The organism is Pantoea sp. SJZ147 (genome assembly GCF_007828605.1).
Lineage (GTDB): Bacteria > Pseudomonadota > Gammaproteobacteria > Enterobacterales > Enterobacteriaceae > Pantoea > Pantoea allii.
The window spans coordinates 172,274-185,036 of sequence record NZ_VIVB01000010.1; the positions used below are offsets into that span (position 1 = coordinate 172,274).

Annotated in this window: 10 protein-coding genes, 4 tRNA genes and 4 other RNA genes; 17 read left to right on the top strand and 1 reads right to left on the bottom strand. The window is 53.3% G+C overall.

Annotated features, from left to right (window positions below; all coding sequences use genetic code 11):
* Positions 1 to 18: 18 nt before the first annotated feature.
* The 17 genes from wzzE to FBY13_RS15800 all read left to right on the top strand — a co-directional run bounded on the left by wzzE (position 19) and on the right by FBY13_RS15800 (position 11,009).
* Positions 19 to 1,068 carry an ECA polysaccharide chain length modulation protein gene (gene wzzE / locus FBY13_RS15720; protein WP_063877885.1) on the top strand — a complete coding sequence of 350 codons (1,050 nt, stop codon included), beginning with the start codon at positions 19 to 21 and terminating at the stop codon, positions 1,066 to 1,068.
* Positions 1,069 to 1,078: 10 nt separating this feature from the next.
* On the top strand, positions 1,079 to 2,209 hold the full coding sequence (gene wecB, locus FBY13_RS15725; protein ID WP_145394578.1) for a non-hydrolyzing UDP-N-acetylglucosamine 2-epimerase: 1,131 nt from the start codon (positions 1,079 to 1,081) through the stop codon (positions 2,207 to 2,209).
* Positions 2,206 to 3,465, top strand: a complete 1,260-nt coding sequence (gene wecC, locus FBY13_RS15730; protein WP_096012929.1) for a UDP-N-acetyl-D-mannosamine dehydrogenase — start codon at positions 2,206 to 2,208, stop codon at positions 3,463 to 3,465. Before wecB ends, wecC begins: the two co-directional genes overlap by 4 nt.
* A 36-nt stretch (positions 3,466 to 3,501) precedes the next feature.
* Positions 3,502 to 4,209 carry a dTDP-4-amino-4,6-dideoxy-D-galactose acyltransferase gene (gene rffC, locus FBY13_RS15735; RefSeq protein ID WP_145394579.1) on the top strand — a complete coding sequence of 236 codons (708 nt, stop codon included), beginning with the start codon at positions 3,502 to 3,504 and terminating at the stop codon, positions 4,207 to 4,209.
* Entirely contained in the window at positions 4,196 to 5,326 is a 1,131-nt protein-coding gene (gene rffA, locus FBY13_RS15740) for a dTDP-4-amino-4,6-dideoxygalactose transaminase (RefSeq protein ID WP_145394580.1), read from the top strand. The genes rffC and rffA overlap by 14 nt, the downstream gene beginning before the upstream one ends.
* Positions 5,326 to 6,576 carry a lipid III flippase WzxE gene (gene wzxE, locus FBY13_RS15745; protein ID WP_145394581.1) on the top strand — a complete coding sequence of 417 codons (1,251 nt, stop codon included), beginning with the start codon at positions 5,326 to 5,328 and terminating at the stop codon, positions 6,574 to 6,576. Before rffA ends, wzxE begins: the two co-directional genes overlap by 1 nt.
* Entirely contained in the window at positions 6,573 to 7,640 is a 1,068-nt protein-coding gene (locus FBY13_RS15750) for a TDP-N-acetylfucosamine:lipid II N-acetylfucosaminyltransferase (protein ID WP_145394582.1), read from the top strand. The genes wzxE and FBY13_RS15750 overlap by 4 nt, the downstream gene beginning before the upstream one ends.
* A complete protein-coding gene (wzyE, locus tag FBY13_RS15755; RefSeq protein WP_145394583.1) occupies positions 7,637 to 8,980 on the top strand; it encodes an ECA oligosaccharide polymerase in 1,344 nt (447 codons plus the stop codon). Before FBY13_RS15750 ends, wzyE begins: the two co-directional genes overlap by 4 nt.
* Positions 8,981 to 9,016: 36 nt before the next feature.
* A complete protein-coding gene (gene wecG, locus FBY13_RS15760) occupies positions 9,017 to 9,757 on the top strand; it encodes a lipopolysaccharide N-acetylmannosaminouronosyltransferase (RefSeq protein WP_145394584.1) in 741 nt (246 codons plus the stop codon).
* Positions 9,758 to 9,915: 158 nt separating this feature from the next.
* Positions 9,916 to 9,992, top strand: a tRNA-Arg gene (locus FBY13_RS15765).
* A 95-nt stretch (positions 9,993 to 10,087) separates the two neighbouring features.
* Positions 10,088 to 10,163: transfer RNA gene (locus FBY13_RS15770), tRNA-His, on the top strand.
* 16 nt (positions 10,164 to 10,179) lie between these two features.
* Positions 10,180 to 10,266: transfer RNA gene (locus FBY13_RS15775), tRNA-Leu, on the top strand.
* 20 nt (positions 10,267 to 10,286) lie between these two features.
* A tRNA-Pro gene (locus FBY13_RS15780) sits at positions 10,287 to 10,363 on the top strand.
* Positions 10,364 to 10,396: 33 nt separating this feature from the next.
* Positions 10,397 to 10,526: non-coding RNA, RtT sRNA (locus FBY13_RS15785), on the top strand.
* Positions 10,527 to 10,559: 33 nt separating this feature from the next.
* A non-coding RNA gene (locus FBY13_RS15790) (RtT sRNA) lies at positions 10,560 to 10,688 on the top strand.
* Between the two features lie 33 nt (positions 10,689 to 10,721).
* Positions 10,722 to 10,850: non-coding RNA, RtT sRNA (locus tag FBY13_RS15795), on the top strand.
* A gap of 32 nt (positions 10,851 to 10,882) precedes the next feature.
* Positions 10,883 to 11,009, top strand: a non-coding RNA gene (locus FBY13_RS15800) — RtT sRNA.
* 557 nt (positions 11,010 to 11,566) lie between these two features.
* On the opposite strand, the gene hemY is transcribed toward FBY13_RS15800, so the two are convergent.
* The gene (hemY, locus tag FBY13_RS15805) at positions 11,567 to 12,763 is read right to left on the bottom strand and encodes a protoheme IX biogenesis protein HemY (RefSeq protein WP_063877894.1); all 1,197 of its coding nucleotides are present in this window, start codon (positions 12,761 to 12,763) and stop codon (positions 11,567 to 11,569) included.

Sequence of the window (12,763 nt, forward strand, 5' to 3'; positions counted from 1 at the left end):
ACAAAGGATGACGCTCTGATGCGCGCTAACGTTGTGGAGAACGAACTGGATATTCGCGGCCTGGGCTGTCGCTTATGGCGTGGAAAACGCTGGATAGTCGGCTGTGCGGTGCTGTTTGCATTGATAGCCTGGATAGCGACGTTACTGATGAAACAGGTCTGGAGCACCACCGCGATAACGGGGCGGCCAACGGTGAATATGCTGGGTTCCTACTATTCCCAGCAACAGTTTCTCAATAATCTGGATATGCGCAGTAACGCGCTGACGTTAAATAGCCCGTTACCTACCGTCATGGACGACGTGTATCGGGAGTTCCTGATGCAGCTCTCATCCTGGGATACCCGCCGGGAGTTCTGGCAGCAAACCGATTATTATAAAAGCCGTAAAAGCGGCAACGCCCATAACGATGCTGCCCTGCTGGACGATATGATTGATAACATCCAGTTTACGCCCGCGGATACCGCACGTAATACCTTCGACAGCGTCAAGTTAAAAGCAGAAACTGCCAGTGATGCCAACAATCTACTGCGCCAGTATATTGCCTATGCCAGTGAGCGCGCTGCGCGCCATCTTAACGCGGAGTTAAAAGGCGCGTGGCAAGCGCGAGAGGGTCAACTTAAAGCGCAGGTCAAACGTCAGGAAGATGTCGCTAATGCCGTGTTTCAACGTCGGCAACATCGCCTGGAACAGGCGCTGAAAATTGCCAGCGAACAGGGCATTAACGAAAAGCAGACGCGCGAAGTGAGTGAGAATCTTGCTGACAGCGATCTGTTTTTAATCGGCCAACCGTTATTGCAGGGACAGTTAGAAACCCTGCGCGCCACGGGGCCGAGCTTTGACATAAGTTACGATCAAAATAAAGCGATGCTGACGACACTGGATGCCGGACCCACACTAAACAACAAATTCCAGACTTACCGTTATTTGCGTACGCCGGAAGAGCCGGTTTCACGCGACAGCCCCCGCCGGGTATTTATGATGGTGATGTGGGGCGCGGTAGGGGCACTGGTTGGTGCGGGCGTGGCGCTGGCGCGTCGTCAGCGCCCGATGTCAGATACACAAGATTGAGAGAAACAGTGTGAAAGTTCTGACAGTTTTTGGCACCCGACCTGAAGCCATTAAGATGGCGCCACTCGTGCAAGCGCTGGCGCAGGACCCTGCTTTTGAATCCCGGCTGTGTGTTACCGCTCAGCACCGTGAAATGCTCGATCAGGTACTGAGCTTATTTCAGCTGCAGCCTGACTACGATCTCAATGTTATGCGACCCGAGCAGGGGTTAACGGAAATAACCTGCCGTATTTTGCAAGGGATGCACACCGTTCTACTCGACTTCAAGCCCGACATTGTGCTGGTTCATGGTGATACCACCACCACGCTCGCGGCCAGTCTGGCGGCGTTCTATCAGCAAATTCCCGTGGGTCACGTTGAAGCCGGTTTACGCACGGGCGATCTGGCATCGCCATGGCCGGAAGAAGGTAATCGTAAGCTGACAGGTCATCTGGCCCGTTTGCATTTTACGCCCACACTGCGTTCCCGACAGAACCTGCTTGATGAAAACCTGGCCGACGACAGCATTGTGGTAACCGGCAATACGGTTATTGATGCCCTGCTGTGGGTACGTGATCGGGTACTGGACGATAACGAGATTAATGCGCAACTGACGGCACGTTATCCGTTTCTTGATGAAAGCAAAAAGCTGGTTCTGGTCACAGGTCATCGCCGTGAAAGTTTTGGTGAGGGTTTTGAACGCATCTGCAGCGCGCTGGCCCAGATTGCGCGCCAGCATCCTCATGCACAAATCGTCTATCCGGTGCATCTCAATCCCAATGTGCATGAACCTGTTAACCGCATTCTGCGCGGTATTGACAATATCGTGCTGATTGAACCGCAGGAGTATTTGCCGTTTGTCTGGTTAATGAACCGCGCCTGGCTGATCCTCACCGATTCTGGCGGTATTCAGGAAGAGGCACCCTCGCTGGGTAAACCCGTTTTGGTGATGCGCGAAACCACCGAGCGTCCAGAAGCTGTCGACGCGGGAACGGTAAAGCTGGTGGGCACGGATACGGCAAAAATTGTTTATGAAGTCAGTGCATTACTTAATGATGACGAGGCCTGGCAGACCATGAGCCGCGCCCATAATCCCTATGGGGATGGCAATGCCTGCGGGCGAATTTTACAAGCTTTAAAAGATAACAGAGCCAACTTATGAGTTTTGAAACCATTTCCGTTATTGGACTGGGTTACATTGGGCTGCCAACTGCAGCCGTTTTTGCCTCAAAGGGAAAGAAAGTCGTGGGCGTCGATATTAATGCTCACGCCGTTGATACCATCAACCGTGGTGCTATTCATATTGTCGAACCCGACTTAGATCTGGTGGTTCAGGCTGCGGTCGCGCGTGGTGATTTACGCGCAACGACGCAACCAGAAGCGGCAGATGCCTTTCTGATCGCCGTGCCCACGCCGTTTATGGCGGAACGTCAACCCGACTTACGTTTCGTTCGCGCTGCCGCCGCATCTGTTGCGCCGGTACTGAAAAAAGGCGATCTGGTTATTCTGGAATCGACCTCGCCAGTGGGTAGTACAGAGCAGCTAGCCGACTGGCTGGCGGCAGCACGTCCTGATTTGCGTTTTCCACAGCACGGCGATGATCCGGATATTTTCATTGCCTACTGTCCCGAGCGCGTTTTGCCTGGCCAGGTCATGGTGGAGTTGATCAGTAACGATCGCGTGATTGGCGGCATGACGCCGGCCTGTTCTGCCCGCGCAAGTGCGTTGTATCGTATTTTTTTACAGGGCGAATGCGTCGAGACAAATGCCCGTACCGCTGAAATGTGCAAGCTGACAGAAAACAGCTTCCGCGATGTGAACATCGCCTTTGCCAATGAGCTGTCACTGATTTGCGCTGCGCAGCAGATTAACGTCTGGGAGCTTATTGCCCTGGCAAACCGCCATCCACGCGTCAATATCCTGCAGCCAGGCCCCGGCGTCGGCGGGCACTGCATCGCCGTTGATCCCTGGTTTATTGTGGCGCAAAACCCTGACTTAGCGCGCCTGATCCGTACCGCCCGCGAAGTGAATGATGCCAAGCCGCACTGGGTTCTGGATCAGGTAAAAAAGGCGCTGGCAGATTGCCTGATGCAGACCGGAAAACGTGCCAGCGATCTGACCATTGCCTGCTTCGGGCTGGCGTTTAAACCGAATATTGATGACCTGCGTGAAAGCCCGGCCATGGAAGTGGTGCATCTGATTGCCGACTGGCATCAGGGCCGTACGTGGGTGACAGAGCCACATATTCAGCAGATCCCCGAGAGTTTAGCGACGCAGGCTACCTTGGTTTCAACGGCGCAGGCGCTGCAAGAGGCTGATATCCTGGTGATGCTGGTTGATCATCATGCGTTCCGCCGTGTTGAAGCTGCGCATATTACTCAGCAATGGGTTGTTGATACGAAAGGTGTCTGGCGCTAAAAGAAGCCACTGGTCAACAAAGGATCCGGTTAACTTATGTCTGTCCACGTGAAGGTTAATCCACTTGCATGGGAGAGCCAGTTCTTCGGCATCGACACCGTAAGGCTGGAAACAGGGGGCGATCTGCCGCTTGAACGCGCACTTCAGCATCCCTGTGCGTTGTTTCAAATTAAAGTGCCTGCCGAACAAACCGAGATCATTGATGCCTTACATCAGCATCAGTTTCATCTGGTGGAAGGTGAAGTGGATGTGTCGTTGACGATCAAGCGCACCGAACGGCAGACAGGTATTCGCATTGCACGGGAAACACAAATTGCCGTACTACGTGAAGCGGCCTCTGTGGCTTTTCGTCAAAGTCGTTTTCGCACGCCGTGGTTTGCGCCAGAAGACAGTGCGCGTTTCTATGCTCAATGGATCGAAAATGCAGTACATGGCACCTTCGATCACCAGTGCCTGGTGGCCAGCGATGAGAGCGGCGCGCTGCAGGGCTTTGTCTCGTTACGTGAAGTAGAAGGCGATGCGCGCATTGGCCTGCTGGCCGTGGTGCCCGAGGCACAGGGGCAAAGTATTGGTCAGCGCCTGATGCTGGCTGCGGCTGACTGGGGTCGCGCACGCCAGCTAGAGCGCCTGCGGGTTGCGACGCAAATCAGTAATCTTACGGCGATGCGTCTTTATTTACGCTGTGGCGCGCGGCTGGAAAGTACAGCGTACTGGTTTTACAGGAGAGGTCATGATTCCCTTTAATGAGCCCCCGGTCGTGGGAAGCGAAATCGACTATATGCAGTCTGCAATGAGCAGCGGCAAGCTGTGTGGCGATGGCGGTTATACTCGCCGTTGTCAGCAGTGGATGGAGCAGCGCTTCGGTAGTGCGAAAGTATTACTCACGCCTTCCTGTACCGCATCGCTGGAAATGGCTGCACTGTTGATCGACATCCAGCCCGGTGACGAAGTCATCATGCCGAGTTACACCTTTGTTTCGACCGCCAACGCCTTTGTATTGCGTGGCGCGAAAATTGTGTTTGTGGATGTGCGTCCCGATACCATGAACATGGATGAAACCCTGATCGAAGCGGCCATTACGGATAAGACCCGCGCTATCGTGCCGGTCCACTATGCGGGCGTTGCCTGCGAAATGGACGTCATTATGGCACTGGCGGCGCAGTATAAGCTGTTTGTCGTTGAGGATGCTGCCCAGGGGGTGATGTCGCGTTACAAAGGGCGGGCATTAGGCACGATTGGCCATATTGGCTGTTTTAGCTTTCACGAAACCAAGAATTACACCGCCGGCGGTGAAGGTGGCGCGACGCTGATTAATGATGCCAGCCTGGTAGAGCGTGCGGAAATTATTCGCGAAAAAGGCACCAATCGCAGTCAGTTCTTCCGGGGGCAGGTGGATAAATATACCTGGCGCGATATGGGTTCCAGCTATCTGATGGCTGACCTACAGGCGGCTTATCTCTGGGCGCAACTGGAGTCCTCTGAACGTATTAACCAGCAGCGTTTACGCCTGTGGCAGCGTTACTACGATGCCTTAAAGCCGCTGGCGGAAAAAGGCGAGCTCACGCTGCCGTCGATTCCGGCCGAATGCCAGCATAACGCGCATATGTTCTATATCAAACTGCGCGATCAGCAACATCGTCAGGCGCTGATCAACTGGCTCAAAGAAGCCGAAATCCTGGCCGTATTTCATTATATCCCCTTACACAGCTCACCTGCGGGCCTGCGTTTTTCCCGTTTTGCCGGTGACGACCATTTTACCACCGCCGAGAGTGAGCGTTTATTACGTTTGCCGCTGTTTTATAACCTGTCGGATAACAATCAGAGTACCGTGATCGGTTCGTTGTTGAGCTTTTTTTCCTGATGTCATTAGCCAAAGCATCGGTATGGACCGCCTCATCAACGCTGGTAAAAATTGTGGCTGGCTTGTTGGTGGTCAAGTTACTGGCCGTCAGTTTTGGCCCGGAAGGCGTGGGCCAGGCGGGTAACTTTCGCCAGTTAATCACCGTACTAGGCGTTCTGGCCGGTGCCGGTATCTTTAACGGCGTCACCACGTATGTTGCGCAATATCAACAGCAACCTCAGCAGCTACGGGCACTCGTCGGAACCGCCTCGACAATGGTAACGGGTTTCTCCACGCTGTTGGCGCTGGTGTTTTTGCTGGCTGCCGCGCCCGTCAGCACCGCGCTGTTTGGTGACGAACGCTATCAAAACGTGATACGTATTGTTGCCTTTCTCCAGTTCGGTATCGCGTGGGCAAACCTGTTGCTGGCATTGATAAAAGGCTACCGTGATGCACGCGGTAATGCGTTGGCCCTGATTTCAGGCAGCCTGACGGGCGTGCTGGGTTACGTGCTGTGTTGGTGGCTGGGAGGCTATGCGGGCGCATTAACCGGTCTGGCGCTGGTGCCGGCACTACTCTTTTTTCCTGCGCTGGTGATACTGAAACGCCGTGTACCGCTTCCGTTACGTTGGCTGCGGCCAACATGGCAGCCGGAAATGGCGCGTCATCTGGCAAAATATACCCTTATGGCGTTGATCACCGCGGTCACACTGCCGGTGGCCTGGGTGATGATGCGAAATCAACTGGCGGCCAGTAATGGTTGGGCTCAGGTAGGTTTGTGGCAGGGCGTAACCAGTATCTCCGACGCTTATCTGCAGTTTATCACCGCAACGTTTAGCGTCTGGCTCTTACCAACGCTTGCCAGGCTAGACAACAAACAGGCTATTGCACGCGAGATCGGGCGGGCGTTACGCTTTGTGTTACCGGCCGTCGCGGTAGCCAGCCTGAGCGTCTGGATCATGCGCGATATTGCTATCAGCCTGCTGTTTTCGGCCGCGTTTCACGACATGCGCGATCTGTTTGTCTGGCAACTGTGCGGCGATGTGTTCAAAGTGGGTGCCTACGTTTTCGGCTATTTGGTCATCGCGAAAGCCTCGTTACGCTTTTACGTGCTGACCGAAATCAGCCAGTTTATTTTGCTGACGCTGTTCTCACGCTGGCTTATTCCGTTACACGGGGCAAGTGGCGCAGCGCAAGCCTATATGTTCACTTACGTTACTTATTTCGCGCTCTGCTGTGGCGCATTTATTGTTTACTGTCGAAAAAAATGACTTTACTTCATGTCCTGGGCTCCAACATTCCCCATCACAATCTCACGGTATTACGTTTTTTTAATGACGTGATGAGCACCGAACTGCCTGCGGCAGCGCCGCGTCACTTTATGGTGGTGACGCAGCAGCCTGAAAACCTGAAAGGTTTTGACGCACTGCACATTGAAACGTTTAGCAGTAAGAAAGCCCTGTCTGACGCAGTGTTACTGCGAGCGAAAAACCGCGAGCAGCGTTTCTTTTGCCATGGACAGTTTAATCCCTGGCTGTGGCTGGTATTGCTGAGTGGCAGGTTACGCCGTTCTCAGCTTTACTGGCATGTCTGGGGCGCGGACCTGTATGAAGATTCGCGTAGCCTGCGGTTTCGTCTGTTCTATTTTTTGCGTCGTATCGCGCAGGGGCGCGTTGCGCACCTGTTTGCCACCCAGGGCGACCTGCACCATTACCAGCAACGGCACAAGTCTGTACCGCACTCTTTGCTTTATTTCCCCACGAAGTTACCCGCTGCAGCGGTCACGCCCCATCCTGACAAGACTTTTACCGTGCTGCTGGGCAATTCTGGTGATGCCAGTAACCGCCATATTGAGGGGCTGAAAGCGATTAAGGCCCAGTTTGGTGAAGATGTTCGCATTGAGGTGCCGCTGGGTTATCCCCCCGGTAACGATGAGTATATCGGGCAGATTCAGCGCGCGGCTGACAGGCTTTTTCCTCAGGGGCAGGTAAGGTTATTACGTGACAACCTTGCTTTTGATGACTATCTGGCGCTGTTGGGGCGTTGTCATGTAGGCTATTTTATGTTCGAACGGCAACAGGGCGTGGGAACGCTGTGTTTGTTGATTCAGGCTAATGTGCCTTTTGTCCTGACGCGTAAAAATCCGTTCTGGCGGGATGTTACCGCACAGCAACTTCCTGTCTTGTTCAGTGATGACGTGCTGACGCCGGATCTTGTTGCAGAGGCGCGTCGACAATTATCAGGATGTGATAAACAGAGCATTGCTTTTCTGGCCCCAGGCTATCTGGCAGGCTGGCGAACGGCGTTGCGCCTTTGCGAAGGAGAGCCCTCATGAGTCTTATGGCGTTTAGTGGTCTGTTGATAGTCTATGTACTGTCACTGGTGACCATTGTGACCCTGAATTTACGCGAGCTAAAGCAGGCGCGATTTAACTTTCACCTGTTTTTTACTTTATTGTTTCTGCTGACCTTTTACTTCGGTTTCCCGCTAACCTCTGTTCTGGTGTTTCGGTTTGATACGCAGGTGGTTTCGGCTGATTTTTTACTGCAGGCGCTGCTTTCCGCCACGGCGTTTTATGCTATCTATTTTGTGAGTTACAAAGTGCGTCTCAGGCCGATAGCGGCACCGCCCGCCAGGCCCAGGCTGCGGATGAACCGGGTAGAGACGCATCTGACCTGTGGATTACTGGCGCTGGTCGCGATTTCTACGGTTACGGTGTTCTTTGCCCATAACGGATTTTTGTTGTTCCGCCTCACGGCCTATAACCAGATTTTTTCCAGCGAAGTGTCTGGCGTGGCGCTGAAGCGATTCTTCTATTTCTTCATCCCGGCGATGTTGATTCCCTATTTCTTACATCCCACACGACGTAACTGGCTGTTGTTTCTTATTGTCACGGTAAGCTTTGGCTTGCTGACCTATGCCCTGGTCGGTGGCACGCGCGCCAATATCATTATCGCCTTTGCGCTGTTTCTGTTTATTGGCATTACGCGTGGCTGGATAACATTGTGGATGTTGGCCGCGGCGGGCGTCATGGCGATTGCCGGGATGTTCTGGCTGGCGTTGCGTCGCTACAACCTGGATGTCATGGGTGATGAGGCTTTTTACACCTTTCTCTACCTGACGCGCGATACGTTTTCGCCGTGGGAAAATCTGGCTCTGCTGCTGGAGAATTACCATAAAATAGATTTTCAGGGCTTAGCGCCTTTGTGGCGTGATTTCTACGTATTTATCCCATCATGGCTGTGGCCCGATCGTCCCATGGCGGTCCTGAACAGCGCCAACTACTTTACCTGGGATGTGCTGAATAACCATTCCGGTTTGGCCATTTCACCCACCTTAATCGGTTCGTTACTGGTTATGGGCGGCGTCTGGGCGATTGTGCCAGGTGCCGTGGCTGTCGGGTTAATCATCAAGGCCTTTGATACCTTATATCAGCGTGGCCGCGAGGAATCGAATCGTTACACCGGTGCGATTCTGCAGAGTTTTTGTTTTGGTGCGGTGTTCAACATGATTGTGCTGGCGCGAGAAGGGCTGGATGCGTTTGGATCGCGTGTGGTGTTTTTCTGTATTATTTTTGCCGCCTGTTTGGGAATGGCGAAATTGCTTTTCTGGTTACTGGATCATGTCGGCCTGATTCGCAGCCGCAGTGAACGGGCGCTTCATAGCCCATCCTGATTAACCTCTGGTCTTTAAGGGAAGAATTAAAAAGAAATGAGCACGGTTTCCGATACGCCACGCTATGTGATTCGCGGTATTACGCTTTACACTTTTAACAGCATGACTGCTTTTGTGGATTTCCTGATGCCGCTGTCAGGTATTCGGACAGGAACGCTGGTGGCTATCAATGCGGAAAAGGTGCTGAATGCCGAGCACGATGAGGCGCTGCGCGCTCAAATTGAGCAGGCTGAATTCAAATACCCCGACGGCATCAGCATCGTGCGCTCTGTTCGCAAGAAATATCCTCACGCCTCAGTGCAGCGCATTGCTGGTGCAGACCTGTGGGAAGCCTTGATGGAGCGCGCGGGCCGCAATGGAACGCCAGTGTTCCTGATTGGGGGCCGGCAGGCGGTACTGGATGAAACCTGCGATAAATTACGTCGTCAGTGGAATGTGAATATTGTCGGTGCTCAGGATGGCTATTTTTCCCCTGACGAACGGGACGCCCTGTTTGCCCGCGTTGCGGCGAGTGGTGCCAGGCTGGTGACGGTGGCGCTGGGTTCGCCACGGCAGGAGCGTTTAATGGCCGAGTGTCGGCATCACTGGCCCGATGCGTTATATATGGGCGTAGGCGGCACTTACGACGTGTTTACGGGGCATGTAAAGCGTGCGCCCTTAATCTGGCAGAAGCTTGGACTGGAGTGGCTCTATCGCTTGATTAAGCAACCCAGCCGCATACATAGACAGTTAAAGCTGGTGAAATATTTGCGTTATCACTGGCGTGGTGATCTCTGAGATCGCTGATTAATGCCAGGTTTTTAGCACTTGTGCTGGCGTAAATGCGTTAATTGTCGACGAAATGCACAAAGCGTAATCAAACGCGCTATTTTCTTTAAAAAGCACTAGACAGGATGGGCGCTTATCTCTAGTATGCACATCCGCAACGGCGCTACGCGCCCGTAGCTCAGCTGGATAGAGCGCTGCCCTCCGGAGGCAGAGGTCTCAGGTTCGAATCCTGTCGGGCGCGCCATTTAGTTTGTGCGTAAGAGCTTCGGTGGTTTGAGTACCGCGTTAGTAACAAAGTTTTAAATGCTGTGGGTTTGACTTGCAACATTCAGTACAGTGGTGGCTATAGCTCAGTTGGTAGAGCCCTGGATTGTGATTCCAGTTGTCGTGGGTTCGAGTCCCATTAGCCACCCCAGATTTTGCTGGGATACGCGAAGGTGGCGGAATTGGTAGACGCGCTAGCTTCAGGTGTTAGTGTCTTAACGGACGTGAGGGTTCAAGTCCCTCTCTTCGCACCAGGCAAAACAAAATAAAAAATCGGCGAGTAGCGCAGCTTGGTAGCGCAACTGGTTTGGGACCAGTGGGTCGGAGGTTCGAATCCTCTCTCGCCGACCATTTTAGAAACCTGTCTGAAAAGACAGGTTTTTTTTCGTCTGAATAAAATGAGGATGAGAACCTCCGAAGGAGGTTTGCGCCGAGCGTCAGCGAGACAACGTTGCGAAGGCAACGGCCCGAAGGGCGCGTCCCGCAGGGGCGCGTAATCCTCTCTCGCCGACCATTTTAGAAACCTGTCTGAAAAGACAGGTTTTTTTTCGTCTGTGTAAAATGAGGATGAGAACCTCCGAAGGCCGTTTGCGCCGAGCGAAGCGAGACAACGTTGCGAATGCAACGGCCCGAAGGGCGCGTCCCGCAGGGGCGCGTAATCCTCTCTCGCCGACCATTTTAGAAACCTGTCTGAAAAGACAGGTTTTTTTTCGTCTGTGTAAAATGAGGATGAGAACCTCCGAAGGCCGTTTGCGCCGGGCGAAGCGAGACAACGTTGCGAATGCAACGGCCCGAAGGGCGCGTCCCGCAGGGGCGCGTAATCCTCTCTCGCCGACCATTTTAGAAACCTGTCTGAAAAGACAGTTTTTTTTCGCCTGAATAAAATGAGGATGAGCACCTCCGAAGGCCGTTTGCGCCGGGCGAAGCGAGACAACGTTGCGAAGGCAACGGCCCGAGTGCAACGGCCCAGGGGCGATTGATATCTTATTAATCAGCCCGCCCAGCAGGCTCAGCGACAGACCTCTCAATGGATCAACCCCGGATCATGCCATAACACAAACTGTCGCAAAACCGAGACGCTTAACGGGTTGTTTTATAAGTAATTGACAGGTCTTTACTTTGTATGTCGCTTATTTGCGACATCCATGCCGGGTTTTGTCGTTATAACCCGACGGATATCACAAATCTCAATCAGCCTGATCATTTTTTGATTTTTAACGTTATGATTTTTAAGAAAAGATAAAATAAAATCTGCAACTGGCATGAATTATGCAATAATCAGAGTGTAGATGCTCATTCCACCTCTTATGTCTGCTTAGGCTACATAAACCTGGGAATGACGCAGAGCCAATTTTGGGTACCTGTTGTCTGCCTGCCTGTATCGCGAAAGTCTTACAGGGTTATCAGACACCACGTTGAGTCGGGTACCTTTCGGTTGTCAAACCGACCTGATCTTACACCTGCTTATGGCAGGTGTTTTTTTTGCCTGAAATAACGGATGTAAAAAAACCGGGCTAACCCGGTTTTTTATGTGATGCGCTAAGGTGCTATCAATCAGGCATCGGGATTGTTTTTCAACGTCAGCAACAGGCCTTCACGGCGCATCTTTGCCGCGTCTTCCGGGCGACGCAGGCGATCGTAAACATCCGCCAGCCAGGCGTAGTCAAATGCGTCAGGGCGCTGAGCCAGCGCCTGCTGAAGTGATTCTGCTGCCTGCTCCCACTCGCCGTGACGCATCAGCAACTGCCCCAGGGTGCTGTGCAGTAAAGGCGTGGCACCATGTTGTTTGATTTGCTGGCGTAAGGCTTTTTCCAGTGCTTCTGGATTGCCGCTCTTGATACGAGGCATCAGCAGTACAAGGCGGTCGTCGTAATGACGCTTCAGCCCATCCAGCAAAATCTCCTGCGCGGTGTCGTGATCATCACACTCAATCAAATGGTCAATCATCGCCACCTGCAATGCTGTCTCATGACGTGTTTTACGGCTCAGATTGCCCCACCAGCGTTTCAACCCTTCGCTGCCCTGATCGGCCATCGCCTGGTTCATCAGGCCCAGCCAGGCTTGCTGCTGTAGCAGGGTGCGCTGCTCTTCGGTTCCGACCTGTGATTTTTCCATGGCGGGAAGAATGTCCAGCAGTGCGCTCCAGGCGTTGGTGCGAACATAAGCCTGCTCAGCCAGACGAAGCACTTCCGGGTGACGTGGCGCCACCTCAAGCAGGCGGTCGATACTATGGCGCGCGGCATGATCTTCATGACGAGCCAACTGAATGCGGGTTCGGGTAATCTCAACCGGAATCACGTCATTGCCTGCCAGCTCAGCCGCGCGTTCAAGATGTTGGTTGGCCCGCATCTCATCGCCACGCTGCTGTGCGGCTTCCGCCGCTAACAGATAGTTAGCCACGGGGACATCAGCATGCTCGGCGTCTTTAGACAGGAGTTTTTCAACCTGCCTGAAATCGCCTTCTGCCAGCTTAAGCAGGGCATTTTGCGTATGGCGCTGGGCACGACGGCGCTTACGACCAGTGAACCAGCCGCGGGTACGCGCCCCGGTACGGAAAAGACGGCGCAGTATCCATTCAACCGCCAGAATCACTAACAGGCTGATAATCAGGATAATGGCCAGGCCTGTTACGCTGGTTTCAACGTTCCAGTTGTCGGTCTGAATCAGCACGTAGCCCTGATGGCCCGCGATCATCGGCCCCAGTACAATGCCGGCAATCAGCAGGACAAAGAGGATAAATACCTTAAGCAT

Bases quoted from the DNA above. Each gene is read 5' to 3' on its own strand.
- hemY (WP_063877894.1), bottom strand. From the start codon at position 12,763: ATGCTTAAGGTATTTATCCTCTTTGTCCTGCTGATTGCCGGCATTGTA.
- wzxE (WP_145394581.1), top strand. From the start codon at position 5,326: ATGTCATTAGCCAAAGCATCGGTATGGACCGCCTCATCAACGCTGGTA.
- rffA (WP_145394580.1), top strand. From the start codon at position 4,196: ATGATTCCCTTTAATGAGCCCCCGGTCGTGGGAAGCGAAATCGACTAT.
- FBY13_RS15750 (WP_145394582.1), top strand. From the start codon at position 6,573: ATGACTTTACTTCATGTCCTGGGCTCCAACATTCCCCATCACAATCTC.
- wecC (WP_096012929.1), top strand. From the start codon at position 2,206: ATGAGTTTTGAAACCATTTCCGTTATTGGACTGGGTTACATTGGGCTG.
- wecG (WP_145394584.1), top strand. From the start codon at position 9,017: ATGAGCACGGTTTCCGATACGCCACGCTATGTGATTCGCGGTATTACG.
- wzyE (WP_145394583.1), top strand. From the start codon at position 7,637: ATGAGTCTTATGGCGTTTAGTGGTCTGTTGATAGTCTATGTACTGTCA.
- wzzE (WP_063877885.1), top strand. From the start codon at position 19: ATGCGCGCTAACGTTGTGGAGAACGAACTGGATATTCGCGGCCTGGGC.
- rffC (WP_145394579.1), top strand. From the start codon at position 3,502: ATGTCTGTCCACGTGAAGGTTAATCCACTTGCATGGGAGAGCCAGTTC.